General features: G+C 60.3%; 26 protein-coding genes and 1 riboswitch. Of the genes, 4 read left to right on the top strand and 22 right to left on the bottom strand.

Annotated features, from left to right (window positions below; genetic code table 11):
• Nucleotides 1-74: 74 nt before the first annotated feature.
• From P9L99_16505 to P9L99_16460, 10 genes are all read right to left on the bottom strand, one after another.
• Nucleotides 75-794 carry a hypothetical protein gene (locus P9L99_16505; protein ID MDP8224963.1) on the bottom strand — a complete coding sequence of 240 codons (720 nt, stop codon included), beginning with the start codon at nt 792-794 and terminating at the stop codon, nt 75-77.
• A gap of 208 nt (nt 795-1,002) precedes the next feature.
• Nucleotides 1,003-2,655 carry a hypothetical protein gene (locus tag P9L99_16500; GenBank protein ID MDP8224962.1) on the bottom strand — a complete coding sequence of 551 codons (1,653 nt, stop codon included), beginning with the start codon at nt 2,653-2,655 and terminating at the stop codon, nt 1,003-1,005.
• 45 nt (nt 2,656-2,700) lie between these two features.
• Nucleotides 2,701-4,878: a bifunctional (p)ppGpp synthetase/guanosine-3',5'-bis(diphosphate) 3'-pyrophosphohydrolase gene (locus P9L99_16495; GenBank protein MDP8224961.1), complete on the bottom strand. Its 2,178-nt coding sequence runs from the start codon at nt 4,876-4,878 to the stop codon at nt 2,701-2,703.
• Entirely contained in the window at nt 4,847-5,467 is a 621-nt protein-coding gene (gene gmk / locus P9L99_16490; GenBank protein ID MDP8224960.1) for a guanylate kinase, read from the bottom strand. The genes P9L99_16495 and gmk overlap by 32 nt, the downstream gene beginning before the upstream one ends.
• Nucleotides 5,457-6,335: a YicC/YloC family endoribonuclease gene (locus tag P9L99_16485; GenBank protein ID MDP8224959.1), complete on the bottom strand. Its 879-nt coding sequence runs from the start codon at nt 6,333-6,335 to the stop codon at nt 5,457-5,459. Before P9L99_16485 ends, gmk begins: the two co-directional genes overlap by 11 nt.
• Nucleotides 6,328-6,882 (bottom strand): DUF4416 family protein, encoded by a 555-nt coding sequence (locus tag P9L99_16480; GenBank protein MDP8224958.1) that lies wholly within the window; start codon nt 6,880-6,882, stop codon nt 6,328-6,330. The genes P9L99_16485 and P9L99_16480 overlap by 8 nt, the downstream gene beginning before the upstream one ends.
• Nucleotides 6,879-7,883, bottom strand: coding sequence for a D-glycero-beta-D-manno-heptose-7-phosphate kinase (rfaE1, locus tag P9L99_16475; protein MDP8224957.1), 1,005 nt, complete (start codon nt 7,881-7,883; stop codon nt 6,879-6,881). Before rfaE1 ends, P9L99_16480 begins: the two co-directional genes overlap by 4 nt.
• Nucleotides 7,880-9,124 carry an O-antigen ligase family protein gene (locus P9L99_16470; GenBank protein MDP8224956.1) on the bottom strand — a complete coding sequence of 415 codons (1,245 nt, stop codon included), beginning with the start codon at nt 9,122-9,124 and terminating at the stop codon, nt 7,880-7,882. The genes rfaE1 and P9L99_16470 overlap by 4 nt, the downstream gene beginning before the upstream one ends.
• Entirely contained in the window at nt 9,121-10,233 is a 1,113-nt protein-coding gene (locus tag P9L99_16465; protein ID MDP8224955.1) for a glycosyltransferase family 4 protein, read from the bottom strand. The genes P9L99_16470 and P9L99_16465 overlap by 4 nt, the downstream gene beginning before the upstream one ends.
• On the bottom strand, nt 10,233-11,255 hold the full coding sequence (locus tag P9L99_16460; protein ID MDP8224954.1) for a glycosyltransferase family 9 protein: 1,023 nt from the start codon (nt 11,253-11,255) through the stop codon (nt 10,233-10,235). Before P9L99_16460 ends, P9L99_16465 begins: the two co-directional genes overlap by 1 nt.
• A 300-nt stretch (nt 11,256-11,555) precedes the next feature.
• Between P9L99_16460 and P9L99_16455 the strand changes: the two genes are divergently transcribed.
• Together P9L99_16455 and P9L99_16450 are read left to right on the top strand one after the other, a co-directional pair.
• Entirely contained in the window at nt 11,556-12,368 is an 813-nt protein-coding gene (locus P9L99_16455; GenBank protein MDP8224953.1) for a hypothetical protein, read from the top strand.
• 105 nt (nt 12,369-12,473) lie between these two features.
• Nucleotides 12,474-12,551: riboswitch (cyclic di-GMP riboswitch) on the top strand.
• Nucleotides 12,552-12,640: 89 nt separating this feature from the next.
• Nucleotides 12,641-13,612: a hypothetical protein gene (locus P9L99_16450; GenBank protein MDP8224952.1), complete on the top strand. Its 972-nt coding sequence runs from the start codon at nt 12,641-12,643 to the stop codon at nt 13,610-13,612.
• 48 nt (nt 13,613-13,660) lie between these two features.
• On the opposite strand, the gene waaF is transcribed toward P9L99_16450, so the two are convergent.
• From waaF to P9L99_16390, 12 genes are all read right to left on the bottom strand, one after another.
• Nucleotides 13,661-14,677 (bottom strand): lipopolysaccharide heptosyltransferase II, encoded by a 1,017-nt coding sequence (gene waaF, locus P9L99_16445; GenBank protein MDP8224951.1) that lies wholly within the window; start codon nt 14,675-14,677, stop codon nt 13,661-13,663.
• Complete coding sequence (locus P9L99_16440) at nt 14,674-15,429, bottom strand: glycosyltransferase family 2 protein (protein MDP8224950.1); 756 nt, start codon at nt 15,427-15,429, stop codon at nt 14,674-14,676. Before P9L99_16440 ends, waaF begins: the two co-directional genes overlap by 4 nt.
• Before the next feature lie 7 nt (nt 15,430-15,436).
• A complete protein-coding gene (fsa, locus tag P9L99_16435) occupies nt 15,437-16,072 on the bottom strand; it encodes a fructose-6-phosphate aldolase (protein MDP8224949.1) in 636 nt (211 codons plus the stop codon).
• Nucleotides 16,073-16,117: 45 nt separating this feature from the next.
• Nucleotides 16,118-16,954: a 3-deoxy-8-phosphooctulonate synthase gene (gene kdsA / locus P9L99_16430; protein ID MDP8224948.1), complete on the bottom strand. Its 837-nt coding sequence runs from the start codon at nt 16,952-16,954 to the stop codon at nt 16,118-16,120.
• Nucleotides 16,951-17,157: a hypothetical protein gene (locus P9L99_16425; protein MDP8224947.1), complete on the bottom strand. Its 207-nt coding sequence runs from the start codon at nt 17,155-17,157 to the stop codon at nt 16,951-16,953. The genes kdsA and P9L99_16425 overlap by 4 nt, the downstream gene beginning before the upstream one ends.
• Nucleotides 17,124-18,074: a GDP-mannose 4,6-dehydratase gene (locus P9L99_16420; GenBank protein MDP8224946.1), complete on the bottom strand. Its 951-nt coding sequence runs from the start codon at nt 18,072-18,074 to the stop codon at nt 17,124-17,126. Before P9L99_16420 ends, P9L99_16425 begins: the two co-directional genes overlap by 34 nt.
• A complete protein-coding gene (locus P9L99_16415; protein MDP8224945.1) occupies nt 18,071-18,553 on the bottom strand; it encodes an adenylyltransferase/cytidyltransferase family protein in 483 nt (160 codons plus the stop codon). Before P9L99_16415 ends, P9L99_16420 begins: the two co-directional genes overlap by 4 nt.
• Nucleotides 18,541-19,545: a bifunctional ADP-heptose synthase gene (locus tag P9L99_16410; protein ID MDP8224944.1), complete on the bottom strand. Its 1,005-nt coding sequence runs from the start codon at nt 19,543-19,545 to the stop codon at nt 18,541-18,543. The genes P9L99_16415 and P9L99_16410 overlap by 13 nt, the downstream gene beginning before the upstream one ends.
• A complete protein-coding gene (locus tag P9L99_16405; protein MDP8224943.1) occupies nt 19,542-20,120 on the bottom strand; it encodes an HAD-IIIA family hydrolase in 579 nt (192 codons plus the stop codon). Before P9L99_16405 ends, P9L99_16410 begins: the two co-directional genes overlap by 4 nt.
• Nucleotides 20,121-20,150: 30 nt before the next feature.
• The gene (gene lpxK, locus P9L99_16400; GenBank protein MDP8224942.1) at nt 20,151-21,167 is read right to left on the bottom strand and encodes a tetraacyldisaccharide 4'-kinase; all 1,017 of its coding nucleotides are present in this window, start codon (nt 21,165-21,167) and stop codon (nt 20,151-20,153) included.
• Nucleotides 21,168-21,257: 90 nt separating this feature from the next.
• On the bottom strand, nt 21,258-21,575 hold the full coding sequence (locus tag P9L99_16395) for a zf-TFIIB domain-containing protein (protein MDP8224941.1): 318 nt from the start codon (nt 21,573-21,575) through the stop codon (nt 21,258-21,260).
• 75 nt (nt 21,576-21,650) lie between these two features.
• Nucleotides 21,651-23,375 (bottom strand): CocE/NonD family hydrolase, encoded by a 1,725-nt coding sequence (locus P9L99_16390; GenBank protein ID MDP8224940.1) that lies wholly within the window; start codon nt 23,373-23,375, stop codon nt 21,651-21,653.
• Between the two features lie 156 nt (nt 23,376-23,531).
• Between P9L99_16390 and P9L99_16385 the strand changes: the two genes are divergently transcribed.
• On the top strand, nt 23,532-25,151 hold the full coding sequence (locus P9L99_16385) for a hypothetical protein (protein ID MDP8224939.1): 1,620 nt from the start codon (nt 23,532-23,534) through the stop codon (nt 25,149-25,151).
• A gap of 72 nt (nt 25,152-25,223) precedes the next feature.
• Nucleotides 25,224-26,849: a hypothetical protein gene (locus tag P9L99_16380; protein ID MDP8224938.1), complete on the top strand. Its 1,626-nt coding sequence runs from the start codon at nt 25,224-25,226 to the stop codon at nt 26,847-26,849.
• Nucleotides 26,850-26,861: the final 12 nt, after the last annotated feature.

Here is a 26,861-nt window from a genome sequence, read left to right as displayed (position 1 = left end):
GCCGGCAAAGCGGAAAGCCCCCGGGCTTTCCGCTTCTTCGTTAATCAGTCACGGCCTTGGAAGAAGTGCGTTGGTTACAGAAGCGTGCGCATTTTCTTTTCCGGCGTCATACCGTCCTGCCACGCGAAAGACTGATCGCTTTTCCGACCCCAATACAATACGTTGAGGTCCTCGGTCGTGAAAAACGGCATCCTTTTGACCAACTCATCGGGGTCACGTTTGGCGTCAATTCGGCACGTAAATACAATGTTGATGCCCATCCCGTAGGCGTATCCGAGCTGGAAAAAGATGGCCGGCGTTAGATGAGTCACATCGGCGAGAATCAGTTCACAGACGTTGATTTCTTGAAATAGCTTCTTGGATATCACGGCCGGATTCTCATCGGCGTCCAAGCGGATCGGTTTGTAGCCGACTTCGATACAGGCCGGACCGAGTTCTTTGGTGAACAAGGATGCAATTTGTTTGTCGTGGAAGTGGCCAAGCAGGAAAATATATTTCCGCTGTTCGATCGGAGGCCGCACCAACGCCCGCCGTCCGCCCTCGATGACGTCGTAGATTTTCTTGCCGGCGCTGGTGAGTTCGAAAGCCGTGGCGTTGCGACCGCGGTAGTCCAGGCCGGTGCGCTTGATCAGCCCCAGCATGTTCATCAAGGCGAATATTTCCTGGTCGTAGATCTTGGACAGCATGCTGTATTTGAAGGGAGGCTTGCGGTCGCTTTCTACATTGCTCAGCACATGGTCGTATAAAACATCGACGGAATCCTGAGCGTTCTGCTCAAGAACAATGCTGTACATGAACAATTCCAGCAACACTTTTCGGTCGACCGCGCCAACTTTTCCTAGGACGTAAAGAATCGTTTTGTGCCGTTCTTTCAGCTCGATTGGTACTCTAATTTTTCCGCCCATTTTTCTTGATTCTCCCGCTTCGCCGATTAATTGTAGCCTCTATCCGGTACACAAATTTAACGCGCACGGATGCCAACTGATTAATGCATCGGTCGAATTACGGTAAATCTTGATCGACTTGGTTGGTCTGAGCGCCATCCCAATTTGCACGGTAGAAGTGATAAGTATGTACGATGAACGACCGGTCGGCCTTGCCCATCGTCTTCTGCATGGTATGCGCCCGCGACAAAAATCGACCATTGTCGGTCTTAATGATTCTCATGTACTTCTCATTCCATTCCGGATGGAAGTAAATAACCGCCGGGCGACGCTTTCGGAGCAGTGAGTAAAGCGCTTGCGCCCGCTCGCCGTGACCACGGCACGGTGGCGGTGTATCGGCATAAACTGCCGCCACTTCCGGGTCCGACAAGCCCACGAGGTCCAGTACCTTTCTCCCTGAGAAAAAGGTGACCAAGCCGATGTCATGCGCCGCCACGACCTCGTCCGGCTTGGTGTTTTCCTGTAACCACTGCACCACGTTCATCAAGTAGCCGCCCTCGCTGGCTGTGGCGATGGCGTTGCGGTACACACCTCGCTGAAGGGATCCGCCAAGTCCCACGATCAGCAAGAACGGAATAAGCAGTACGAGCACGATCTTTCGCGGCCGATTGCTTTCCGCGTCGTGCCATCGATTCAGCAAACGGTCGGCCCCCAGCGCCATGCCGCCGAAAACCACCGGCAGCAGCGGGTGCTGATACCGCCCCCAGTAGTGCGTTAACGCACCGGGGAACTCCACCAGGTACGCCGCGTAGAAAAGCCCGATAAACAGCGCGGGCGAAACTCGACGCCACCATGCGCCGGCCCACAAAAACAACGGAAGAAATAGGAGGAAAACGCCCAAAAGAAGGATCGGCGAAGTCGCCACCAACCCCAATCGCGCCAGGGGCGGCATGCACGCCGCGGCGAAAAAGTGCTTCTTAGCCGAAACCGTCACCGGCATGATGTGACCGACCAGCTTATAATTCGCTAACCAGTACGGGCTGATAACCACCGCTGCCACCACGCCGGCCGCCACCACCCACGCCAAGCGCCGCCAATCACGCAATAAGAGAGCCCGCACGGCCAGCACGCCAAGAATCGCTGCAACCAGAAAATACCCCTCCGGGCGGGTCAGCACCGACAGGCCGAGTAATGCACCGATGCCCACGGTGCGTCGCGGCGAGACTTCACTTCCTTCCACCAAAATGAGGGTCCACACGACCAAGGCCGCGAAGAGATTGGTTTCCAGACCGTTAAGCGCTCCGAAGGCCATCGGTCCGCCCAAGGTGATGGCAGCGCCTCCCAACAAGGCTGCGGGAACGCTGCCGTCAAGTTTTCTAATCCAGCGATAAGTTCCGGCAATCACGGCGAAAAACGCGAGCAAGCCGAGTAGGCGGTCAGCCCAGATCACGCCGATGAGTTTGCCCAGCAAGCCCACCAACAACACGTGCAGCGGACTCGTGATGCCGGCCAAGGGCGCGTCTGGATTGACGGCGAACAAGTTCCGCTCGGCCAGGTTCCGCGCGGCGCTCAGGGTGATGTAGGAATCATCGATCGGAAACGCGAGTTCCCGGCCGGCCAAGGGCAATAGATAACTCAGATAGGCCGCCAAGCCTGTCGCCATCAGCAAGCCCAACAGTATCCATTCCCGCTTCGCGCCCGATACGATCTTAGGCCGGTACAAGAGCCAGAAAATGGCGATCAACCAAACAACGGCGAGCGCAAAGCTCAATCCGCGATCCTCCTTGGCGTGCCAAATGCCACGGTCTTCCTCGAGTTAGTAACGCATGCGACTCGCGGCGAGCACGCCGGGCAGTTTACGGATGTCCTGAAGAATCTTGTCCAGTTGCGCGATATCGCGGATCGGCAGCAGAAAATGCAGCTCGACGGATTCCTCGCTCGTGGACTTACCGGAGTGAATCTCGTGGATGTTGACTTCCATCATCGCCAGGCGGTTTGTGATTTCAGCCAGAACTCCTTTGCGGTCACTGACGGTCACCATGATTTCGGTCGGAACGGTTTTCGTGTCGCCGGACAGGTCCCATTCCACGTCGACGCGGCGCTCCTCGGGCTGATCAAGGGCGTTTAGACAATCGGCCCGATGCACTGAAATGCCCTGCCCCCGCGTCACGAAACCGACTACTGCCTCGCCGGGTACCGGGTTGCAGCACTTGGCCATGCGGAACAAGACGTCGTCGATGCCGTGGATTTTTATGCCGCCCGCTTTACGGCGCTTCAGCGGGCGCAACAGGCGATCAAACGCGGATTCCTCGGGCTCGGTCTCGAGTTTTTCGGGTTCAACGAGTTCGGCCAGAATGTACTTGACCGAAAGCTTGCCGTATCCAAGGCTGGCGACCATGGTATCCGCGTCGCGGAAATTGAACTTCTCAGCCACCTCGCGTAAGCGGCCGGATCTCTCCATGCGGTTTAGGCTAACTTTATATTTTAACAGCGCTTTCTCAAGCATTTGCCGCCCGGCGGCGAGGCTTCGTTCCCGTTCTTCGGCTTTCAGAAAAGCCCTGATCTTCGCGCGCGCTGTGCCGGTTTTGACCAACTGCAGCCAGTCGCGACTCGGGGTCTGATCCTTGCGGGTGACAATCTCGACGCGATCGCCGCTTTGCAGTTCGTACCGCAGCGGCACGATGCGGCCATTCACTTTTGCGCCGACCGTCGTGTGTCCGACCTGCGTGTGAATGCGATACGCAAAGTCCAGCGGCGTGGCGCCTTTGGGGAAATTCAACACATCGCCCTTAGGCGTGAAAACGTAGACTTCCTCGGAAAAGAGATCCATCTTGAGGCCGGACAGGAAGGCGCGGGGGTCGTCGGACTCCTTGTGCCACTCCATGATTTGCCGCAGCCACCCGAACTCTTTGCCGTCGCGGTCCGGACCGCCCGATTTGTAGCGCCAGTGCGCCGCGATGCCCAGTTCGGCGACGCGATGTATCTCCCACGTGCGAATCTGCACTTCCATGCGTTCGCTCTTCGGGCCGATCACCGTCGTGTGCAGGCTTTGATACATGTTCGCTTTGGGCATGGCGATATAGTCTTTGATGCGCCCGGGCACCGGCCGCCATTGTGAGTGGATCAGGCCCAGCACTTCGTAACACTCCGCCACCGAAGAAAGGACGATGCGGAAGGCGATGATGTCCATCACCTCGTCGAAACTGAGCCGCTGCGCCTGCATTTTCTTATAGATCGAGTGCAGACTCTTCACCCGCCCGCTGATCTCCGCCTGGATGTTGTTGTGAGTCAACAACTTGCGCAGCACGCCGATGGTTTCCTCGATATACAGGTCCCGCACTTTGCGGCCTTCGGAAAGGCGCATGACCAGGTTGTAGTACGCGTCGGGATTGAGATACCGAAACGAAAAGTCTTCCAGCGCCGATTTCACCCACTGCATCCCAAGCCGGTGAGCCAGCGGCGAATATATTTCCGACGTCTCCCGCGCGATACGCCCGCGCTTTTCCCGCGGCACAAACTCCAGCGTGTACATGTTGTGCAAGCGGTCGGCGAGCTTGACCAGCAGCACGCGAATATCCTGCGCGGTCGCCACAAGGATTTTCTTGAAATTCTCCGCCTGGCGGTGTTCCAAGCTGCTGAATTTCATCTGCGAAATTTTGCTGACGCCGTCGACGAGCTCGGCGATTTCCTCACCGAATAAATTTTGGATCAGCGGCTTATCGACGTTGGCGCAATCTTCCAGCGTGTCGTGCAGCAACCCGGTAGCAATGGTCACTTCGTCCATGCGCATTTTGGCCAGCAAGAACGCGACCGCGATGGGGTGCTCGATATACGCGTGCCCCGAGTACCGCTTTTGCCCCTCGTGATGGTGCATAGCGAACACGTAAGCTCGACGGATCAACTCCACTTCGGGATTCGGCAGATAGCGCCGTACCTCGCGGATAATGTCGTCCGGTCGGACTTTACGGGGTAGTAAGGTATCGAGCGATTGCATCGCGCATATTCTCCCGTCGCTGGCGGCCGGCGCGAACTATGGCCTCCAGCGTCGTCACTGCTGCTTCAAGCTCGTCGTTGATGATTACATAGTCGAAGTCGTGGATGAATTCGATTTCCCGGCGTGCATTCTCGCAGCGCCGTTCCACTTCATCTTCCGAGTCTGTGCCGCGCGCTCGCAAACGCTCGCGCAACACTTCCATGCTCGGCGGCAGAATATAAACCAATACCGCATCCGGGTAGCGGGCGCGGATCTGCATGGCGCCCTGGCCTTCAATATCTAGAAAGATGTCTTCGCCGTTTCGGCGGGCGTTTTCGATTTCGGTGTGGCTGGTGCCGTAATAATGCCCGTGAATTTGAGCCCACTCGACCAGCGCTTCGCGGTCGATCATGCGTTGAAATTCATCGCGGTCGACAAAGTGATACGCCACACCGTCCACTTCATCGCCGCGCGCCGGTCGCGTTGTATGACTCACCGAGAAACGGATTCCCGGCAGGCGGTCGATAACCGCGTGACACAACGTCGTTTTACCGCCGCCGCTGGGCGCGACGACCACGATCAAATTACCTTGTCGCTTCTCACTCGACATTCTGCACTTGCTCCCGAAACTTTTCGACTTCCGCTTTCCCTTCCAACACGAGGCGACCGACTGCCAGCCCCTGCACCTTGTTACCCAACGTAGTCACTTCACGGTGCATTTCTTGTGCCAGAAAATCCAGCCGCCGGCCGACGCTTTCCGCGCTATCGATCATCTCGCGGGCCTGCTCGATATGGCTGTTGAGACGGACGACTTCCTCGTTGACATCCAGTTTGCCCAACCACATCGCCACTTCTTGGTGGAGGCGCGTTTCCTCCAAGCCATATTCGCCCGCCGCCTGCTTGGCTTTTTCACGGTAACGGTCCGCAAGTTCCTGTTGTGTCGGCGGTATCACGACCACGAGTTCCTCGCGCAGAGCCGCGAGGCGACCAAGAGTTTCCTGCAGATCGCCGGCCAGCCGTTCGCCTTCCCTTTCGCGCATACCGCGGGCCGCAGCGGCGGCCTCGTTGAACGCGCTCTGCAGAACCGGGCGCACCGTTTCGGCGTCCTCGTGTTCCTCGCCGAATTCCAACACGCCGGGTTGCCGGACGATCAACTCGAAGGGCGCGGCGTTCTCGTAATCGAGGCGACTGGCTAACTCGTCCATGGCTTGCTTGTATCCCGTCGCCAGAGCGGGGTCGACACGGATTTTGCCGGCGTCGTGACTCAGGCGTTCGTAGATCACCGCCACTTCCATCCGTCCGCGCCGAAACGCCTTTTTGATCCAGTCGCGCAGCTCCACTTCCAGCGGGTACAACGCCCGCGGCAAGCGAAGTTGAATGTCCAGATACCGGTGGTTGACGCAGCGGATATCGACCTGCACGCGACACGTTTGTGCGGCAGACTCCCCGCGGCCGAAGCCGGTCATCGAATTAATCATCAGCAGTCTCTCCCCTTCCGCGCTGCTCCTGTAGGATGCCGCGGTAGATTTCACGCCAATCGGCTAAGGCTCTCTGCAACACATCGTCGCGGTAATCGGCGTAGGTCCAAGGTAATTCGCGCCAGGCCCCGTCCTGCCAGAAAAGCGTCAGGTCGGCGTAGATCCCGTCCCGCAGATACGGGCGGTGCGCGAAGCCTTTGCCCGTCGCCAAGACGAAATTGTGTGAGCACAGGTACCCGGGGTCCAAGTTGACAGTGCGCCCCGCCGCGTCCGCCCATTCGTCTTCGACGGCGTTGGTGCGGAGCTTGATCGAGGCAATTTCGCTCGCATCGATGAGCCGTGCAAAAGAAACGAGCCGGCGTTTCAATCCCGGCCCCATTTCCTTGTCGTAGTAATCCGAAAAGTTGAAGTCGATCACCGCCGATTGATCCTGCATCGGCCCGAATTCGTTCTCCAGCCGCGCTTTCAACGCCGCATAGTCGCAATCAGGGCGAAAGAGCAACCCGATCACCAACATGACCGGTCCCATTTCGTGCGGTTTGCTCATGTAAGGCCCTTCGCGGTTCGAATGGCCGCCTGCAGTTGCTTACCGCTAACACTGGCGGCGCCGACCTCGGCGATGACCAACCCGGCGGCGAAATTGGCGATCAGCGCGGCGTCGTGCAAATTCGCACCGACTGCCAGCGCGCAGGTCAATGTCGCGATCACGGTATCGCCCGCACCGGTAACGTCGTAGACCTCGCGGGCCATCGTGGGGATGTCGATGATTTTATCGTCGCCGAAAAAGAGGCTCATGCCTTCTTCACCACGAGTGACGACCAAACTTTCCAGACGCAACTTACGGCGCAGGCGCCGCCCAGCGGCATGGATTTCCTTGTCGACGTTGGTCAGCTTGATGCCCAACGCTTCGCCGGTTTCGTGGTGGTTCGGCGTCATTGTCGTGAAAGCACGGTAGTGCGCCATGTTGCGAATCTTGGGATCGACGGCCACCCGCACGCCGTATTTGCGCGCCGCCTTGCGAAGTTCATCGAGCAGGTTCTTGTCGATAACACCCTTGCCGTAATCGCTAACGATGACGGCGTCGAGCTCCGGCATCATCGCCTTAAACGCCTCCACGATCCGCTTGCGGTACCGTCCGCCGATGGTCTCCGGATTCTCCGTGTCGATCCGCACGACTTGCTGATTGTGCGCGACCACCCGCATCTTGACCGTTGTGTCGCGCTCTTTGCTGACCAGCAGGCCGCGCTCGATCTCCACGCCGGCGAGCATATCGCGCACTTTGGCGCCTGTTTCGTCGTTGCCGATGACGCCACACAAGCTGACGCGTACGCCGAGTTTGCGCAAGTTGTCGGCGACGTTCGCCGCGCCGCCCAACATATGCCCCACGCGTTTGACGCGCACGACCGGCACCGGCGCCTCGGGGCTGATTCGCTCGACGTCGCCCCAGACATATTGGTCGGCCATCACGTCGCCGATGACCAGCACGCGTGCGTCGCCGAAGCGTTTGACGATTTGTTGGAGGTGCTTTTTCCGTTCGGTCAGTGTCATCGGTTGCCTTCATCCCTGGCGGCGTCGCGGGCCAGAAAAACCGCACTCGCCACCGCGAATTGATACAGCATGCACACTTCGGCATCCCCGGCGTTGTGCTGCAACGCGCTGGCGGCCGCAAAACAAACACACGCCGCCAGCGCGCCGGCCAAAAGCCGGTCGCCCTTCTCCGCTTGTTTTACATCAGACCGACGCCGGGCGCCAACGCCAATGGCCAGTCCGATCATAAGCGCGAACAACAATCCGGCCACAACACCTGATTCCGCCGCGAAATGAAGGTAGCTGTTGTGGGCGTGACTCGTCGCCGTCCAATGGATGTTATAGCCTTCACGGTAGGTCTGGGTCATCTGCCGATAAGCGCCGGGCCCGATGCCGAAAACGGGGTGGTCGGCGATCATATCCACGGTCGTTTTCCAGGTGTAGATACGCTCGAGGTTCTTGTCGACGCGCACGACCCTCTCCAGGCGATCGGCCAGGCCCGGGCTGGCAAAATACGCGACGCCAACCACGACGAACGCCCCCGCGATGACGGCCGCCAGAACGCGACGACCGAGTGCCGCGCCGAAGGCGATCAGCCCGGCCAACAGGCCCACCCAAGCCGAACGAGCATAGCTCCACAACAAGGCCATCGACATCGTGCCGAGGCAGCACGCCAACCAAATTCGGTCGCGCCAAACCCGGCCCGCCGCTATCAACCCCGCCGCGAGCAAGAGTGTCAGCGCCAGGCTGTTTCCGTAGGTCAAGTGGTGATCGAACAAGCCGACCGCCTGCACGGCGCCGGTCGTCGTCACCGGCAATTGCTCCGGCGGCATAAAGGGAAGCAGAACAGCGTTGCCGACTAGGTGCTGCGCGATGCCGTACAGCGCGACGACACCGCCGGTCGCCGCGAGCACTTTCCACGCGCGAACCAACACCTCGCGGGACGGCAAGGCCGCCAGCACCACGAAGTAGCTCAGCCAAATCCAGTATTTCGCCAATCGTGACGCCGCGCCTTCAGGGTGGAGCGAAAACGGAGCGGCAAGCACGGCCCAGGCGACCATCGCGACGATCACCCATCCCACCGGTCCCGGCCGAAATCCCAAGCGGCGACGCAAGACGGCCCGAGCGAAAACGGCCAACACCAAAACGGCCAAGACCGCCTGGCTACCGCTGATCGAAAACGGCAGGAAGAATGCGAAGACATACAGAAACCACGGCAACGCGGTGTCGATTTGCCCGGCCCAACGTTCCGACCGGTTCATCGCACGTCCGCCAAACGCCGGAAAAGCGTCTCGACACGTTCGACGCGTTGCTCCACGGCCAATTCGCGTTCGGCGTGGCCGCGCGCCCGTTCGCTCATGAAGGGCACCGCCAGGACTTCCAGGATCGCCGCCGCCACGTCGTCCGGATCATGTTGCACGAACACGCCCGATTCGCCGTCTTGAATCGACTCGCTCAGCGTGCCGACGGGCAGCGCAACCACCGGCGTGCCGCACGCCATAGCTTCCAGCGCGGCGCGGCAGGACCCATCCGACCCCTCGCCGAGCAACAGGCTGACATCCAACGCGGCGTATACCGCGGGTAAATCGTCGCTGCGGTAACCCAGGAAATGCACGCGATCGGCAAAGGCCGTTGATGCCACCTTTTCCTCGAGCGCCTCTTTACCTTCACCGCGCCCGACGACCAGTAAGCGCACGGCCGGCGTTTGAGCCAACACCTTTTCGAAGGCGGCCAACGCCAGGTCATGGCCGCGCCCCGCTTTAATACGGCTGACGATGCCCACGAGTCGGTCCTCGGCCTCGGCGCCCACTTCGTCGCGGATGGCTTGTACCGGTTGCGCGGGGTGGAAGTGCTCGGTGTCCACCGCGGCGGGCAGGACGAACACGCGTGAGGTGTCGAGCCCGTATTCGGCGATGAGTTTTTCCTTCCACGTGCGGGCCGCGACAATCACCATCTCGGTGCCGCGATACAACCACCGGTACCCGAAGCGTCGTCGCAATTGCCTGCTTTCGTGAATTTGCCGCACAAGAATCGGCGGTCGTTTCAGCCCGCGCACGACAAAGCGCGCCAGCCAATGGTCGTGCGTGTGGTGGCAGAAAACGATGTCCACGTTCTCTGCCGTGACAAAGCTGCGTAAACGCCGGTAGTCGTGCAGGATCGAAAAAGGGAAGAATCCTTTTCGTCGCAAATGGACATCCGGGAGGACCTGCAGCAAGTCAGGATTTACGTACCCCGCCAAATGCCCCAGCGGCCGACGCGTGTAAACGAATGTGACCCGATGCCCGCGCCCGGCCAACCCTCGCGCAATTTGTAGCACGGGCTCGGCCGCTCCCGTCCAATGCCGTTGCGCAAGCAGAATCAGCACATGCATCACGACTCCAAAAGCTCGACCGCGGCGCGCACGACCTGCTCGACCATCACGCCGTCCACTGGCCGATGCTTGCTGAAAGGTTCCAGCGGCTCGACACAACGCGCCTGATCCGTCCAGGGCGCCACGCGCTTCGGATCGGTCGGGCCGAACAGCCCGACGACCGCGCAGCCCATCGCCGCGGCCAAATGCATCGGTCCGGAATCATTACCTAGATACATGCGGCACCGCGAGAACAAATACGCCAATTCCTTGATCGTCGTCGGCGGCGCGACAAGCGGCGCGTGTTTCATATACCGCTGGACCGCCTCCACAAGAGGCTCTTCGCCCGGCCCCCAGGTGATCAGCGGCGTAACCCGGTGGCTCTCGACGAGTCGGTCGGCCACTTCGGCATAGCGCTCGGGCGGCCACAGCTTTTTCTTCAAGCTCGCTGCGGGATTGATCGCCACGATCGGGCCGCGTAGATTTTCACGGCCGAAAAAATCGTCGACCTGAGCCTTCTTATCCTCCGGAATATGGATCGGCTCCGCCGGAGGCGTTCCCTCTACCACAACGCCCAACGGCCGTAACAACCCCAAGTAGCGTCGGACCATGTGGTGGCTCTCCGGCAGCACCGGAACGCGCGTGTTGGTGAACAGCAGATTCCCTTCGCGCAGGCGACGAAACCCGATGCGTATCGGTGCGCCGGACTTCCAGGTGAAATAGCCGGATTTGATTAGGTTCTGAAAATCGATCGCCACGTCGTAGCCAACCTGCCGGATCTCCGCCACCGTTTCGCGCAGCGGCCGCCACGCCTTGATCGCGTGGCCCCGCTTGAGTTCCGCAGAGCTTTCTTTGCGCCGCCAAATGTGCACGTGATCCAGCAGCGGATGCCCCGAGACGACTTCCTGGCTCTTCGTCTCGACCACCCAACCCAGCGTCGCGTCAGGAAAGTGCTCGCGTAGCGCACGCGCCGCCACAAGCGTGTGCAGGCAATCCCCCACCGCCCCGAGCTTCACGATGAGAATCCGTTTCGGATCAGCCACGGGAAAAATGTCCTTTGTTTGGTCCCTATCGTATGCGGCGCCGCCCGGACCGGCAAGCGCGGCGAACTCGGTTTATCGTTGCCGTCGCGCAACGCTTATTCTATAAATAAGATGATGAAACGCGCAAAAAGGCCACCGCCGGATAAGCCTTGGATCGATTCGTTTGTTACCGGTCCGCTTGTGGGACCGGCTGCTATTACGCTCTTGCTCGGCAGTCTGTTGTCCTTCGCGCTTATCGTGTATGCGGGCTTTCCTTGTTACACGGCGCTCATTATTTATCCGATTTGCTTCGCGGTCTCGATGACCGTTTTTCTGATCTTTTTTCGCCACGGAGATCAGGTCGGTGATTTTGTATACGGCACCCGACGCAACGTGAACTCAGACGAGCGCGACATCGAACTGTGGAAGCACGAAATCAAGGCGGCCGAAACCGCCGGCAATTTCGACCGAGTTGTCCGTTTGCGCAAGGAACTGCTCGCCGGCGACTTGCCGCACGACCCGGCGGTGCAGGCTTTTCACATTGCGCGCATTTACGAGGATCGGCTTCAACGGCCCTTGGATGCGCTCCATTGGTATCAAAAGGCGGTTTCCCTGGCCGATGAAGGCGGAACGCACCGTATCGAGGCCGAAGCGGGAATCGAGCGGCTCACCGCTGCCAGCCATTTGTCGGTCCACGATCGGGACTCTCGCCTTCGGGAAATCGCCGAGGCCATCGAATTGGGCACCCTGGGTACCGCCACAAAACACTGCCGCGACATGCGGCGGATCTATCCCAACGACTCTAACCCCCTGTTTTATTTGGGACTTATCGCTTCCCGCCGGAACAACCACGTCTATGCGGCGGCCAGATACCAGGAGGCGTTGGCCTTGGATGCGAATCATGAGAGAGCCGCGTTCAATTACGCGATCGCCCTTCAGAAAGCCGACCGCGACCTCGAAGCGGTGGCCGCATGGAAAGCCTACCTGGAGCGATTCGGCACTCCGGAATCCGATCACACGAAAATAGCGCGGAAGGCCGTCGAAACCATGAGTGAGCGGCATCGTGCGGAGCTTTCGATCGGTGACGGGAGCGACGTCGATTTGACCACCGACCCTTCCGACGACAATCTTTGAATTCTTCTTTTTATAGTAAAGTTAGGTTTATTTACGCCCGATAACATAATTAGAGACTAAAGAAAGAGATTGTTCTTTGCATTACGAGTAATCACGGTTAGCCGCCGCTCGAAAGGGCAAACCCGCCGCGAGGTGGGGACGCAAAGCCAGGGGTCTTCGCAAGAAGACAGCCCAGCTACCGAAGGCGACGGGACGAGCGATCCGGATACGCCGGTTCCTCCTTGTCCCGCCCGCACTTTCGATGTGTGGCACCGGAACAAGGAGAAATTGTTATGCTGCGATACTTCTGGATCGCGTTTTTGTTACTGAGCCTGCTGGTTATCTCGGGGTGTGGGGACATTGAGGAGATGATCGAAGAGGCGACCCGCCAGGAAATCACCGTTTCACGGACCATTCATAACAGCGACAGCGAACGCAACGTGAAATCGACCATCGTGATGGAAGACGTTGCAGTCGCCTTAGGTGATCGCGTCGCCGCCGGCGCGGTAGATATCAGCAAATTGTCCGAACGCATCGACGTGTATCGCCTCGGTTTGGGCGAGGTGCGATTCTTCGTCAAGGGCTACATGCGCAACCACAGTGACTCGCCCGCCTTTGTCACGTTGAGTGCGGTTCCCAACAATAGCGCCGACGGCCAACCGGAAATGATCGGTACCGTGACCCTGCAAGCAGGCGAAGCGCTGGAACTGACCAATCCCAGCGACATGGACCAAGGTTCGGAAACCATCCATGAGAATCTCGCCGCCGTGTTCGGCGCGCTCGGCGAAGGCTACGTCATCAATCCAATCGTGGAAGTCCAGGGCGCGAACCAGGGTGAAGTGATCGTGGACTGGATCCAACTTTCCGCCCTGCCCGCCTATTGGAGAACCGGCATCCTGTCGCCCGGTGGTCTGACAAGCTACGAGAAGAACGTCAAACGAATCTACCAGGCCATGCTCGAGGGTTCGGTCAAAAATAGAGGTGACCAACTCGCCGAAGTGACCGTGTACATCAGTCCCAAGGGCGCGACCGATATGGAGGAATCCATCATCGCCCACGCCTTCCTCGAACCCGACGAAAAACTTCAGGGTTACGAAATGCTCGTTGAGGGCGGCGCCACGCGGATCAAGGAAGCTTTCGAGAAGATGGTAAGCGGCGAAGACATGCACTTTGACTTCGTCGTTGTCAGCGAGCAGCCGCTCGCCGTGAAAAGTAGGAACCTGAGAATCCAAGCCAAACTCACCGTCGAAGCCAACATTTTCTAGCCAAGCGATCCTCTTTCTCGGCGGAGCATCCCCTGCTCCGCCATTTTTTTATTCGGCGGTAAGCAACTCACGCGCGGCAGCGGTGACTTCGGCTTCGGTCACGTGGCGCATGCAATGGAAATGATCGAGGGGGCAACTGCGATACCCGTGCGGGCCGCAGGGGCGGCAAGGCAGATGACGCTGCAGGATGCGCGAAGGCGATCCCACCGGCGCGTAACCCAACTCCGGCGTCGTGCTGCCGAATACCGCCGCCACCGGTGTGCCGACCGCGCCGGCAATGTGCATCGGCCCACTGTCGTTGGTCACCAAAAGCGCGGCCCGGGAGAGCACAGCCGTCAGTTCGGTCAACGACAAGCGGCCGGCCAGATTCACCGGCAACGTGCGGCAATGATCCTGCACGATGTTGGCCAGTTCGATATCGTCCCGCCCGCCGAGCACAACCGGCGTGTAACCGTCGTCGGCCAAAGCCGACAGCACCGCCGCAAAGCCCTCGGGCAGCCACCGCTTGGTCGCCCATACCGAACCGGGATGCACGCAGACATAACGGCCGTCTTCCGGCAATCCCCATGACGCCAAGCGCCCGGCGGCTTCCGGATTGATCACCAATCGCGGCGTGCGCTGTTCGTTCGGAACGCGCCAACCCAGGGCGGTCGTGAGCGACAGAACGCGGTCGACTTCGTGTTGCGACGTATCGCGGTGTACGCGATCAGTGAAGAAGAAGCGGCCGGCGGAATCCGCAAAACCCACCCGATGGGGAATGCGCGCCATGGCCAGTAGCAGGGCGCTGCGGAAACTCGGGTGGGGGCAGAGTGCCAGGTCGTAGTGCCGCCGCCGCAAGTCGCGCGACAGCCGGAGCAGGCCGGCCAAACCCTTGTCGTGCTTTCGCTTATCGAAAACCAGCACTTCGGCCAGAGCGGCGTCTTGTTCGATCAGCGACGCCCACTGCGGCTGGACCAACACGTCGACTTGGGCTTCCGGCCAATAGGTTTTGACCGCCGCCCACAGGGGCTGCGAGAGAACGACGTCGCCGAGATAGGCCGTTTGCACGATGAGTACGCGCTTCACCGCCGCCGCTCCGCCCGTCCTAACTCCCACAACTTGGCGTACTTGCAAAACACGTAGTAGGCCGACAATCCGCAGACCAGAAAGCCATGCAGGCCGTCGAGGAAGCCGCGCTGCAAAATGTACTTTTTCAAAAACGCGAAGGGCGGCCGAAACACGAGGTCCGCCGCGGTGGCCCGTTTGCCCCTCTCCCAATACTCGTGCGCCATGATCGTCGTGTATTCGTTGATTCTCGAGAGGTGGTGCGCCAAATCGCGGTAGCTGTAATGGTGCAGATCGCCGTCCAGTTCGGCGACCGAACCGTCGCACACCACTTCATCGTGCGGATCGTAACCGCCCCAGTGCGCCCGGCCGCGGTGAAACAACCGAATGCGCTTGTCGGGATACCAACCGCTGTGATCGATCCATTTGCCTAGGTAAAAGGTTTTGCGCCGCACGGTGTAAGCGTCGCTTTTCGGCCCGGCGACCTTCAGTTCCGCGATGAGCCTCGCTAACTCCTCGCTGACCTCTTCGTCGGCGTCGAGACTGAAAATCCAGTCGTGCGAGGCAATGTCCACCGCGTGCTGCTTCTGTTTGACGTGCCCGAGCCAATCGTGATGCACGACCCGCTCGGTGAAACGTCGCGCGATTTCCACCGTGCGATCTTCACTGCCGCTGTCGACCACGACGATCTCGTCGGCGAACGGAACGCCCGCCAGGCAGCGCTCGATGTTCGCCTCCTCGTTTTTCGTGATCACAGCGACGGTGATTTTCATGGCCCGTTTACCGCCCCGCGTCGGCCAGGAATTGCGCGATGCCGGCTTCGGTCAGCGGGTGCGCCATCAATTTCTCGATCAACGAAAACGGCACCGTGATCGCGTGCGCCCCGGCCAGCGCCGAGTTTTTCACGTGCATCGGCGAGCGTACCGAGGCGACAACCACCTCGGTCATCAGGTCGTACCAATCGTAGATCTCCACGATCTCCGCGATTATTTCCATGCCGTCGGTGCTGATGTCGTCGAGGCGACCCACAAACGGCGCGATGAATGACGCCCCGGCCTTGGCTGCCAAAAGCGCCTGCGCCGCGTTGAAAATCAGCGTGACGGTCGTCCGAACGCCCTTCTCGGCAAAGTAACTGACGGCGCGCAGGCCATCTTTGCACATCGGGATTTTGACCACGACGTTATCCGCGATCGTCGCCAGTTCGCTTCCCTCGGCAATGATTTCGTCGTAGGAAATGCCAACCGTTTCGGCGTTGACCGGCGTGTCGGTGAGGCGGCAGATTTCCGCAATCACCTCGGCGTTGGGCTTGCCGGTCTTGGCAATGAGCGTCGGATTCGTCGTCACGCCGTCGCACAGTTTCATTTCGACCGCCTGCGCGATTTCGTCCACGTCGGCTGAATCAATAAAAATTTTCATCCAATTCCCCTAAAGGTTCACGCCCTGCGGCGCGTGGTAATTTGTTTACGCAATGCCTTTTTCGCGCAGCATCCGCGCGATCGCTACGATTTGGTCGAGCACTTCCGGAAGCTCGTCGCCCATGCAAACCATGCTGGCCGCGTCACATGCGGCCTCAAAGGGCGACGGATGCGTTTCAATGAATATCGCGTTCGCGCCCGCCGCCACACCGGCCCTGGCCAGCGTCGCCGCAAACTCCGGTTCGCCCCCCTCCGGGTCGGCACTCGAGCGGCCATAGATGCGCACCATGTGCGTCGGATCGACGACCACCGGATGCCCGAGGCCTTGCATGATCGGCACGGACCGCGGGTCGAAGACCAGCCGGTGGTAGCCGAAACTTGCGCCCCGATCGGTAAGCAGAATCTGCTCGTTGCCCACGTGGTGCAGCTTCGACACGGCGCTTTGCATGTCTTCGGGCGCCAGGAACTGGCCCTTCTTCACGTTGACGACCTTCGCGTACCTGCCGACCTCCAGCACGAGGCTGGTCTGTTGACACAAGTAGGCCGGGATTTGCACGATGTCGAGCACCTCCGCCGCGGCCTTCACATCGGTCTCGCGATGGATGTCGGAAAGCACCGGCACGCCGATTTTGCGCTTGATCGCCGCCAGCATTTCCAGGCCTTTATCGAGACCCGGCCCCGCGTACCCAGTCGGTTTGCCGCGATTGTCCTTCTCATAAGACGCCTTGAAAATGTAGGGCATGCCCCGCTTGTCGGCCTCGGTTTTGACAAAGTCCGCGATCGCGAGCGCCTCGTCGAGCGTTTCGAGCACGCAAGGCCCGGCAATCAATGCCAGCGGCTCCCCGTGGCCGATAGAGATATCGCCGATCTTGACCGGTATCATGTTTTGTCTCCTGTTTTTTCCGCCGCCTCGGTCCGCAGTCGCGCCACGCCGTCCTCAATGGGGTACCGCACGCCCGCCGCGTCGCTGATCAACCATTGTCGGTCATCCGAAAGCCGCAGCGACTCCCCCGAGATCGGGCAACGCAACGCGCGGAGAATCGCCTCCGGAATCATTTCTCCGCCGCGAGTAGATTTCGCATCCATTCGTACTCCGCCCGCAGGCCGTCTTCGAGAGACACCTGCGGTTTGAAACCCAGAAGTTCGCCCGCCCGCGTGATATCCGCCGCTGTGTGCCGCACGTCGCCTTTTTGGTTTCCCTCATCGGCCAGACGCAGGGGCCGGCCGTGAATTTTGGTGAGCATGTCCAGCACGTGGCGCACGGTCACGCGATGGCCACCGCCCAGATTGATCACTTGTCCCGCGCAATCGGCCGAGGCCGCGGCGATCACTCCCGCGACGATGTCATCCACATAAGTGAAATCGCGGGTTTGGTTGCCGTCGCCGAAGATCGACAGCGGCTCGTCGCGCAGCGCGGCGCGGCACCATTTATGGAAGGCCATGTCGGGTCGCTGTCGCGGGCCGTATACCGTGAAGTAGCGCAGCGAGACCGTCGGGATTCCGAAAGCCTTGTGGTACAGCATGCACAGGTGTTCGGCCGCCAGTTTCGTCACACCGTAGGGGCTGATCGGTCGCGGGTGGTCGTCTTCGTGCTCCGGGAACTTGGCGGCGTCGCCGTAGACGCTGGAACTGCCCGCATACACGAAACGAGCCGGTCTTTTTTCTTTGCATACTTCAAGCAGTTTTTGCGTGGCGTCGAGATTGAGCGCCGTGTAAACCCGGAACGACTGCCCCCAACTGGCGCGCACCCCGGCTTGCGCTGCCTGGTGATAGATCACATCGCCGGGCTCGATGAGTGACGCCAGGTCCAACTCGTTGAGGTCCGCCTCGCGGAAAGTGAAGCGCTCGTGCGCCCTGGCCGCGGCAATGTTCGCCTCTTTGAAAGTGCGCGGATAGTAATCCGTGAAGCAATCCACGCCCACGACCTCGTGGCCGTCGGCGAGCAAGCGATCACACAGATGCGACCCGATGAAACCCGCCGCCCCGGTGACAATGCATTTCACAGTTCGTTCTCCTCACCCCTCACGCGGGTGACGATGTCGGTGGTGTTGTGATCTTTCGGCCCGCCGGTGATGGCCACTCGGCCACCGTAGCTGCGAACCGTTTCGACCTCAGGCACCGTGTCCACAGTGTAATCGCTGCCCTTGGCGTGCACGTGCGGTTTCAACAAAAGCAGCAAGCGGCTGACATCGGTTTCGGTGAACGTCGTCACGTAGTCGACGCATTCCAGCGCGGCGATCATTTCCACGCGCTCGACCAGCGGCGTGATCGGACGACCCGGCCCCTTCAGTTCGCGCACGCTTTCATCGGAATTCAGCGCCACGACCAGCACGTCGCCCTCCGCCGCCGCCCCTTGCAGATACCGCGTGTGGCCCACGTGCAGCAGGTCGAACGCCCCGTTCGCAAACACGACCACGCGGCCCGCGTCCTTGTGCGCCGCGACCTCCCGCGACAGTTCGGCTTCGTTCATTACTCTTGCCACGGATGCTTCTCCAACGCGGTGCGAATCTCATCGACCGTGACCGTGGCTGTACCGTGTTTCAACACCGCCAGCCCCGCCGCGACCGTCGCCAGGCGCACCGCGACCCCCAGGTCCGCCTTGCAGGCCGCCGCCAAGGCAAATACGGCCATCACGGTGTCACCCGCGCCGGTGACATCGGCGATTTGATCCGTGCCGTATATCGGTATGAACTCGCCGCCCTTATTCGCATCGCGCACGTACATGCCTTCGCGCCCGCGGGTGATGACCACGCGCTCGGCGTTGGCCCCGTGCAACAGGCGCTCGGCAACCAGTTCCACATCCTGCCGGGTCCGAATTTCCATATGGCACGCCGCCCCGGCCTCGGGCTCGTTCGGCGTTAAAAGGTGCGCGCCCTTGAACTGCAGGGCCCGGTAACGACTATCGACCAGCACCTTGATCCAGTCGCTTTCGGCGATGGCCGACATGCGCGTAATCATGGATTCGGAGAAAACGCCGTAGCCGTAGTCGCTGGCCACCATGATATCGCTCATACCGGCGGTTTGGTCGGCCAGGTCGAGCAGCTTTTTCTCCACGTCGCCACTGACCGGCACGCGGCTACCGCGATCGACGCGCACCAATTGTTGATAGGTTGTGTGCAGACCGCTGGCCACGATTCGCTGTTTGGTCGTCGTGTCGCGGCTTGGATCGCGCAAAATGAAATCCGTGCCGATACCGCGTTCCTGCAGTGTTTCCAGAAGCTGCGCGCCCTGCAGGTCGTCGCCGATAATGCCGACGACAAGCGGGTGCCCGCCCAGCGCCAGGACATTGTGCGCACAGTTCGCACCGCCGCCCAGCGCGATCTTGTCGGCCTCGTGTTCGACGATCAATACCGGCGCTTCGCGGCTGACTCGCTTGGCTTCGCCGTAAATGAATTGATCGGCCACGAGGTCGCCGATGACAGCCACTTCGTGTTCCGGAAACTGCTCCAACAACGCCAGTAATTTGTCGTTCATCGCGTCAGCTCCGCCAAGATCCAGTCCGCCGCGCTTCCCAGATCTTCGGTGATATGGTCCGGCTCCGTGGGCCATGTATCGCGCCGGTATTCCAACTCGCCCCGGCCGTAGCCGGTCAATACGAACACGCCCTTGCCCCCGACGCCTTGGATCATTTCCACATCCGTGATTTTATCCCCCACGGCGACCGACCGAGGCAGGTCCAAATCCAAATCCCGCGCCGCCATCTCCAGCATACCCGCGTTCGGTTTGCGCCAGGGATGATCGACATTGTACGGAGGCACCTTCCCCTCTTTGACAAAGGGCGAAAAATACACGCCGTCCAGCCGGGCGCCCGCCGCGGCCAGCAACGCATCGAGTCGCGCGTGCACCTCATACACCAGGGCAATCGGGAAATAGCCTCGCGCCGCGCCAGCCTGATTGGTCACGAGCACCACCGGCACCCCGGCCTCGTTGCAGCGTCGAATGGTCACGGCGGCGCCGGGTATCAATTCCAGCCGGGAAGGATGATTAACGTAACCGACTTCCCGCGTCACGGTGCCGTCACGATCAAGGAACAAAGCGCGTCGAGACAAAGGTTCCTCCGCCGGGTGTTGTGGTCTTCGTTATCGATCCGACGCGGTCACCAGCGCCAGCAGCGCCGACAAATCGTCACCCTCTCCGATTAGTTCAATTCCGGCGACCAAAATTTGACCGGTCGCCGAAGCTCGGGCGGGTAGTTTTACCGCGTCTTTTTCGGTGGTGACAAGATAGCCGATGCCACGTTGAGCGGCAAGCTCCGTCAGACTCTGAAGATCCGCCTCGCAATAGGCGTGGTGATCGGGAAACGCTTTGGTTTCCACTACTTGTAGGTCGGCACGGCGTAGCGAAACGAAAAAATCCGCCGGCCGAGCCGTCGCCGCGAACGCCAGCACCGGCTGGTTCGCCAGCGTCTCCCCGGCCACCGTCTCCCCGCCCGGGTGGCGGCGAAAGCCCGGCGCGCCGTAGCGCACGCGAAAAATCGGCCCGCGAAAACCGGCTCGCAGCAGTTGGTCGGTGACGGCGGGGTCGTCGGCCGTGGTCGTGTTGATGATCACCGCGTCGGCCCGACGGAGCGCCGAGGGCGGCTCGCGTAGGGGACCGGCCGGCGTGACGCGGCGGTTGCCGAGTCCGTCGCGTCCGTGAACCAGAACCAGGTTCAGGTCCCGCCGCAAGCGCAAGTGGGAAAAGGCGTCGTCGCACAGGATGATGTCCGGCTGGAACTCGGCGACCGCCCGCTCCGCCGCTTCGCCGCGATTCGCGCCGATCAGCACGGGAACGCCGGGCAAACGGCGAGCCAGCATGATGGGCTCGTCGCCCGCTTCACGCGCCGTGAGGCGAACGCTGCTCCCGTCGGAAACGACCGCCGTGCGTCCTTCCAAACTGCCGTGGTATCCCCGGCTGACCACCGCCACGCGGTGACCCGCCTGGGTAAGCGACGCGGCAAGAAAAACGGTGACCGGCGTTTTGCCCGTACCGCCCATGGTCAGGTTGCCGATGCTGATCACCCGGCTATCGGGGTGCGTGCTACGCAGCCAGCCGTTGGCATACGCGGCCTCGCGAACACGCATAAACGTGCCGTATAGCCACCCCACGGGCGCCAAAATCCAAGACAACGCGTTCCACGGAAAAGGAGGATGACGCCGATAAATAGCCCGAGAAAGGCGGTCGGCGAAACTCAAGCGACCGCCTCGCTACTTCTTGAACATCTTGGTGAAGCGATTAAGAAACCCTTCGTTCTTCTTTTGCAGCAACTGACTGAGTTCGCCGTCATCCAGATAAATGCCGCCGCATTCGGTGCATTTGTCGATTTTGACCGTCTCGAATTCCAGTTCCACCATTTCCATGCCGCACTTCGGACAGCGCATCCAGTGCTTTTTCTTGAGATTCTCACGCTCCACCTGTTGCATGCGCGCGTGTTCTTCATCGAGCAGCTTTTTCCGACGCTCAAATTCAATACGCGCGAAATATTCTTGCTCCGACTGGACCGATCGATTACGTAAATCAGCCATGAAAAATCCTCCAGGTCACGTCTTCAAGATTCCCGGATAATCTACCCATGCAGCGACATTCATACAAGCGTGTTTTCAGCGGACGCTCAACACGACGTGGCTGGGGTGTTGCTGGTCGTGGTACACCCGCACGCGTGAACGCTCGAAACGAGTCGTGGAGCCGGGGTCGGCCTTCGTGCATGGATTGGGCGCAAAGCGCGGATAGTTGGATGCCGCTACGTGAACCCGGAGTTTGTGCCCCTCCTTAATCACGTGGCTCGCGGCCCACAAATCCACGTCCACCGCGGTCGGGCTGGTATCGGACAGCCACGCGTTGTCACCGCCTTTGCGGTAGCGGGCGCGGGCGATGCCGTCGGTGATGATACGGGCCTTGCCGTCGGGATACACATCGAGCAGCCAAACGACGACGTCCGCGTCGGGCGTGTCGGCGGTAACGTACACGGTCGCGGTAATCGGACCGGTGACTTCGAGGTCGCGCTTGAAGGTCGAACTCGTGTACACGAGCACGTCGTCGCGCTTCCCCTGCCCCGAGATGTCGGCCGGACCGGCGTCGCTCGGCGGATACAACGCGCCGCCCTTGGTAGGTACGGGTTTATCCGGATTGTGCGTGAAACGATCGTTGCTCTCGCGGCCCGGCTTCGTGCGGTTGAATTCGCCGTCGCCCGGCCGGTGAGCCTGCCCGCCGGAGTGAAAATACCACCGTTCGTTTTCGGCATCCGGCGGCGGCCAGTCGGCCAATTTTTGCCACTCGTTTTTGCCGGTCGTGTAGACCTTGACCCGCGGCAGTTTTGTCGAGCCGTGGTTCATCAAGTGCTCGTCGAACCATTCCACGTAGATTTTCGAAAACGTGATGACATCGGTGTCGCCACGGTAGCGCATCCCGTGCATCGAGGTGCTGAACTGATGGTTCCACGGCCCCATGACCAAACGGCTTTCCTTCTTGGCGCGCGGCCCGGCGTGGCGCCGCATGGTCTGCCAATCCTTTAGCGTGCTGCCGGCGAATAGGTCATACCACCCGCCGACGAACAATACGGGCGCGTCGATCTTGCTCCAGCGATCGGCGAGGCTGGCCGGTTCCCAATATTTGTCGAAGTCTTCGTGCTTAATCCACTGATTGAAAAAGGGAAGATCGCGCCCGGCGCGGTTGTCGATTCGGTCCAGCGGCGGTGTGAACGCGGAACCCGGGCGAAACTTCAATCCTTGTTTCGGCGTGCGACCGGCGTTGCCCAATCCCCAATGCCCCCCGGTCGATAAGCAAAAGGCGCCTTGGCGATAAAGAATGTCGTAAATGCGCGAGCCGGTTAGCGCGGCTACTGCGGCGTCTGCCTTCCCCGAATACCCGGCGCCCTGCCACGCGGTGTAACCGAAGTAGCTCATGCCCCATACGCCGACTTTGCGATTCGACCACGGCCGCGACTTGATCCACTGAATGGTGTCGGCGCCGTCCGGCCCTTCCTGCCGGAAGGGATCCCATCGGCCTTCGCTGCCGAAGCGCCCGCGCACGTCCTGCACGATCACGGCGTAACCGCGCTTGGCGTACATTTTCGCCGGTAGACTCATGCCGCCTTTGCCGTAAGGCGTGCGGATCAGCACCGTCGGGAACGGCCCTTCGGTCTTGGGCAAATAGAGGTCGGAGGCCAAACGCGCGCCGTCGCGCATTTGCACCGCGACCTTGCTCGTCTCGACGGCGTACTCGCCGGGTCGCACTCCCACGGCGCTCGAAATGAGGCGGGCGCACCCCGCGGTGGTCAGGGCGAGCAACGCCAAGACGATTCCATACCGGCGCAACCATCGACTCATGATTTTTCCTTTCCGACGGTTCTGACACGCCATTATGGAAGACAATTCAAAGCAATGCCAGCATCCCGCTTCGTGGTCCGGTGGGCCGAGGACCCCACGCGTGCTTAGTCGATCGAACTTTGTTAGGATTTCCCGGACGATAGGAGACAATCCACCATGCGACGCGCTTTGATCATGCTGGTTTTGGCGATTTTCTGCGCAACCTGCGGTGTCCTCGCCGGCTGCGATGACGACGACGGCGCGCCCACCGCCATCGACGAAATTAGTGACATCGACGATGACACCGACGCCGAATGTGACGATGACGCCATCGATGACGACGATAACAACGACGATAACGACACCGATGATGACACAATCGATGACGATGACACATCTCCGCTGCCCGACGACTACCTCGCGCCGTGGCCGCAAAGCAATATCGAGACGCCGGACTACGACGAATCACCGCCCGCCGGACCGCTCCGCGCGAAGGCTGTCGCCTATGACGACTGGTACGACCAATGGCACGCGCCGGAATACGGCGGAACCCTCACCGCCTACTTCACCGACGAAACGCGAAGCACGGTGGACGCCTACCACCACTGGGCCGACAGCTGCATTTGGACCTCGACCTATGCCGTCAGCCAGATGATGCGCTATCACGTTACCGCCGAAAGCGAAGCCAAACAGCAAGCGACCCGGGCCGTCGAAACGCTGCTAGACCAAGCCGATATCACGGACGTGCCGGGGTTGATCGCCCGCTACTACGGGCCGCAAGAGGCGACGCACCCCGGCCATGTGAATTGGATTTACGAAGGTGACCAGTGGTGCGACTTGCCGGAGCAGGAGCGGTGCTACCACATCGAGTCTGGACCCTATGCGGGCGACTTTTGGTGGGGCGGCACAAGCCGCGACCAGTACACCGGTTGGCTTTTCGCCATGAGCTACGCCTTTGACCTGCTCGACGACGAAGACCTGCGCGACCGGCTCGCGACCACCGTGGTGAGGGTCCTGCACGAACTGATGGATAATCATTGGCTTATCAAGGACCCCGACGGCCGCCCGACCGACGCCGCACCCAACGTACTGCCCAGCCAGCAACTCGTGTGGTTGACGATCGGCTACCACGTCAGCGGCGATCAACGCATCGCGGCCGAGTTGAAAGAACGGCTGCGAAACGATTTCCGCCTGACGTTGCGGATCATCGGCGTCAACTTCCTGAATCGCTACCTTCAGTACTACGGCAACAACCTGGGCCACATGAACTGGTACACGCTGCTTCGCCTGGCGCGAGTGTATTTCAGCGATGAGGATTACCAATGGTTCCGGGCGTTTTTCAGTGATGTGGAGCACTCGTTCGCCCGCCTGAGCCACAACGCCTGGTTCACGACGGTGTACATGGCCGTTGGTGATTGGGAGCCGATCTCACCGGAAGACCCCTTCGCGATGCAGATGGTCGGCGACCTGGAGGATTTCCGCGACGCGCCGAACTTCCAGTACTTCCTGCCCGACCGAGATCCGGCGACCTACGAACTCGATATCCTTTCCGTATGGATGACCGATTTGGTCGAAGCCTTCCCTTTCCTCGGCGACATCATGGGCGAGCCGGAATACCAAGCGAAATACGCCTTTCCCGTGCCCGAGCAATGTTCCACCGATTTCCTATGGCAGCGGAATCCTTTCCAAATCTACGAATGCGGGCGCGACCGTCCCCAGCGCGTGTATCCCGGCGTTGACTACCTCGTGGCGTACTGGGCCGCCGCCTACCACAAGTTCATCGACAAAGATCTGTAACCGCGCATTTCACGGGTGATCCGATTCCCGCAATTTGCTACACTTCGCCAGTAAAATGAAAGGAGTCGGCTTATGTCGAAACACTTGGTCCGCTTTTTGATTTGTCTGGTACTGGCCCTGCTGATCCTACCCGCACTGGCCTGCGACGACGACGATGACGATGATGATGACAACAATGACAACGACACCGGCGCACCCGGCGATGACGACGATGATGATGACAACGACGATGACAACGATGATGACGACACATCAACGGATGACGACACCTCGACCGACGACGATACGTCTACCGATGACGATACCGCTACCGACGATGACGATGACGACACGGCGCCGCCCGCCGATGACTTCCTAGCCGCTTGGCCTCAAAATCCGAACGAAGCCCAAGACTACGACGAAAATCCCGACGCCGGGACGATGCGTCTTAAGGCGGGCGACTACGATGTTTGGCATCGGCTTTGGCACCAACCCGACAAGGGCGGCACGGTCGAGACGGCCTTCACCGACGGCACGCGCACCGAAATCGACCACCACGGCGGTTGGGGCGACAGCACGATTTGGACCGGCACCTACCTGGCCAGCCAAGCGATGAGGTACTACGTCACCGGCGACGCGCAGGCGAAGGCCAACGCCATTCGTAGCGCCGAAGCGTTGCACGGCTACCTGCACGTCAACGGCGTTACCGGCTTCATTTCCCGCTATTGGGGCAGTCAGGATTACGACAAAACCTACCAGGGCGACGAGTGGTGCGATGCCCAGGGCCGCTGCCACCATGTCGAAAGCGGCGACTACGCCGGTGACTTCTGGTGGGGCGAAACCAGCCGCGACCAATACACCGGCTGGTTCTTCGGCCTGTGCATGACCTACGACCTCGTCGACGACGAGCCGACGCGGCAGATGATCCGCGAGGACATGGTCGAAGTGCTGCACACGTTGATGGATCAAAACTGGATGATTCTCGACGAAGAAGGCGCCCCGACCGACGCAGCGCCGAACGTCATGCCGCCCTTCCGGTTGGCGTGGCTGCTGGTCGGCTATCACATCACCGGCGACGAAACCATTAAGGCAGAACTGCAAAGCTGGCTGCTCAACGGCAACCGACTCGTGCTGCAACTGGCGAGCCTGGGTTGGATGAACCGCTACAGCCAACACTACGGCCTCAACCTCGGCCACACGAACTGGTACGGCATCTTGCGCCTGGGCCGCGCCTACATGAGCGACGACGACTACCAGTTCATGGTCAAACTTTTCGAAGACCAACTGCACAACCACGTGCGCCTACAACACAACGCCTGGTTCAACGGCGTACACATGAGTCAGGGCGACTACGTGCCGAGCAAAGACGACGAAAATCTCGCGCAGCTTATCGAGGATCTGACCGATTTCCGCGACGCGCCCAACGTTCGCTACCACCTGCCCGAGCGCACGTGCGAGCTCGACCCGGTATCGGTGTTCCTCGCCGACTTGATGGATGAATACCCGTTCCTCGCCGACTTGATCGGCAATGTCGAACGACAGTGCGCCGAAGCTTTCACAGTACAGGAACAGTGCACGACCGACTTTCTGTGGCAGCGCAACGCGTGGGAATTCCAGGAATGCGGCAACGACGATCCCGCGTTCGTGAATCCCGGCGCGGATTACCTGGTCGCGTATTGGCTGGCGAGCTACCACAAGTTTGTCGACAAGACATTCTAGGTAGACCGAGAT

It is taken from the genome of Candidatus Lernaella stagnicola (assembly GCA_030765525.1).
In the GTDB taxonomy this organism is placed as follows: domain Bacteria; phylum Lernaellota; class Lernaellaia; order Lernaellales; family Lernaellaceae; genus Lernaella; species Lernaella stagnicola.
The sequence above is the reverse complement of the archived record's forward strand: the minus strand, read 5'-3'. Positions and strand labels throughout refer to the sequence as shown.

Excerpts from the sequence above, each read along its gene's own strand:
- P9L99_16505 (MDP8224963.1), bottom strand. The coding sequence starts at position 794 with ATGTACAGCATTGTTCTTGAGCAGAACGCTCAGGATTCCGTCGATGTT.
- P9L99_16495 (MDP8224961.1), bottom strand. The coding sequence starts at position 4,878 with ATGCAATCGCTCGATACCTTACTACCCCGTAAAGTCCGACCGGACGAC.
- gmk (MDP8224960.1), bottom strand. The coding sequence starts at position 5,467 with ATGTCGAGTGAGAAGCGACAAGGTAATTTGATCGTGGTCGTCGCGCCC.
- P9L99_16485 (MDP8224959.1), bottom strand. The coding sequence starts at position 6,335 with ATGATTAATTCGATGACCGGCTTCGGCCGCGGGGAGTCTGCCGCACAA.
- P9L99_16480 (MDP8224958.1), bottom strand. The coding sequence starts at position 6,882 with ATGAGCAAACCGCACGAAATGGGACCGGTCATGTTGGTGATCGGGTTG.
- rfaE1 (MDP8224957.1), bottom strand. The coding sequence starts at position 7,883 with ATGACACTGACCGAACGGAAAAAGCACCTCCAACAAATCGTCAAACGC.
- P9L99_16470 (MDP8224956.1), bottom strand. The coding sequence starts at position 9,124 with ATGAACCGGTCGGAACGTTGGGCCGGGCAAATCGACACCGCGTTGCCG.
- P9L99_16465 (MDP8224955.1), bottom strand. The coding sequence starts at position 10,233 with ATGCATGTGCTGATTCTGCTTGCGCAACGGCATTGGACGGGAGCGGCC.
- P9L99_16455 (MDP8224953.1), top strand. The coding sequence starts at position 11,556 with ATGACCGTTTTTCTGATCTTTTTTCGCCACGGAGATCAGGTCGGTGAT.
- P9L99_16450 (MDP8224952.1), top strand. The coding sequence starts at position 12,641 with ATGCTGCGATACTTCTGGATCGCGTTTTTGTTACTGAGCCTGCTGGTT.
- P9L99_16440 (MDP8224950.1), bottom strand. The coding sequence starts at position 15,429 with ATGAAAATCACCGTCGCTGTGATCACGAAAAACGAGGAGGCGAACATC.
- fsa (MDP8224949.1), bottom strand. The coding sequence starts at position 16,072 with ATGAAAATTTTTATTGATTCAGCCGACGTGGACGAAATCGCGCAGGCG.
- kdsA (MDP8224948.1), bottom strand. The coding sequence starts at position 16,954 with ATGATACCGGTCAAGATCGGCGATATCTCTATCGGCCACGGGGAGCCG.
- P9L99_16425 (MDP8224947.1), bottom strand. The coding sequence starts at position 17,157 with ATGGATGCGAAATCTACTCGCGGCGGAGAAATGATTCCGGAGGCGATT.
- P9L99_16410 (MDP8224944.1), bottom strand. The coding sequence starts at position 19,545 with ATGAACGACAAATTACTGGCGTTGTTGGAGCAGTTTCCGGAACACGAA.
- P9L99_16395 (MDP8224941.1), bottom strand. The coding sequence starts at position 21,575 with ATGGCTGATTTACGTAATCGATCGGTCCAGTCGGAGCAAGAATATTTC.
- P9L99_16390 (MDP8224940.1), bottom strand. The coding sequence starts at position 23,375 with ATGAGTCGATGGTTGCGCCGGTATGGAATCGTCTTGGCGTTGCTCGCC.
- P9L99_16385 (MDP8224939.1), top strand. The coding sequence starts at position 23,532 with ATGCGACGCGCTTTGATCATGCTGGTTTTGGCGATTTTCTGCGCAACC.
- P9L99_16380 (MDP8224938.1), top strand. The coding sequence starts at position 25,224 with ATGTCGAAACACTTGGTCCGCTTTTTGATTTGTCTGGTACTGGCCCTG.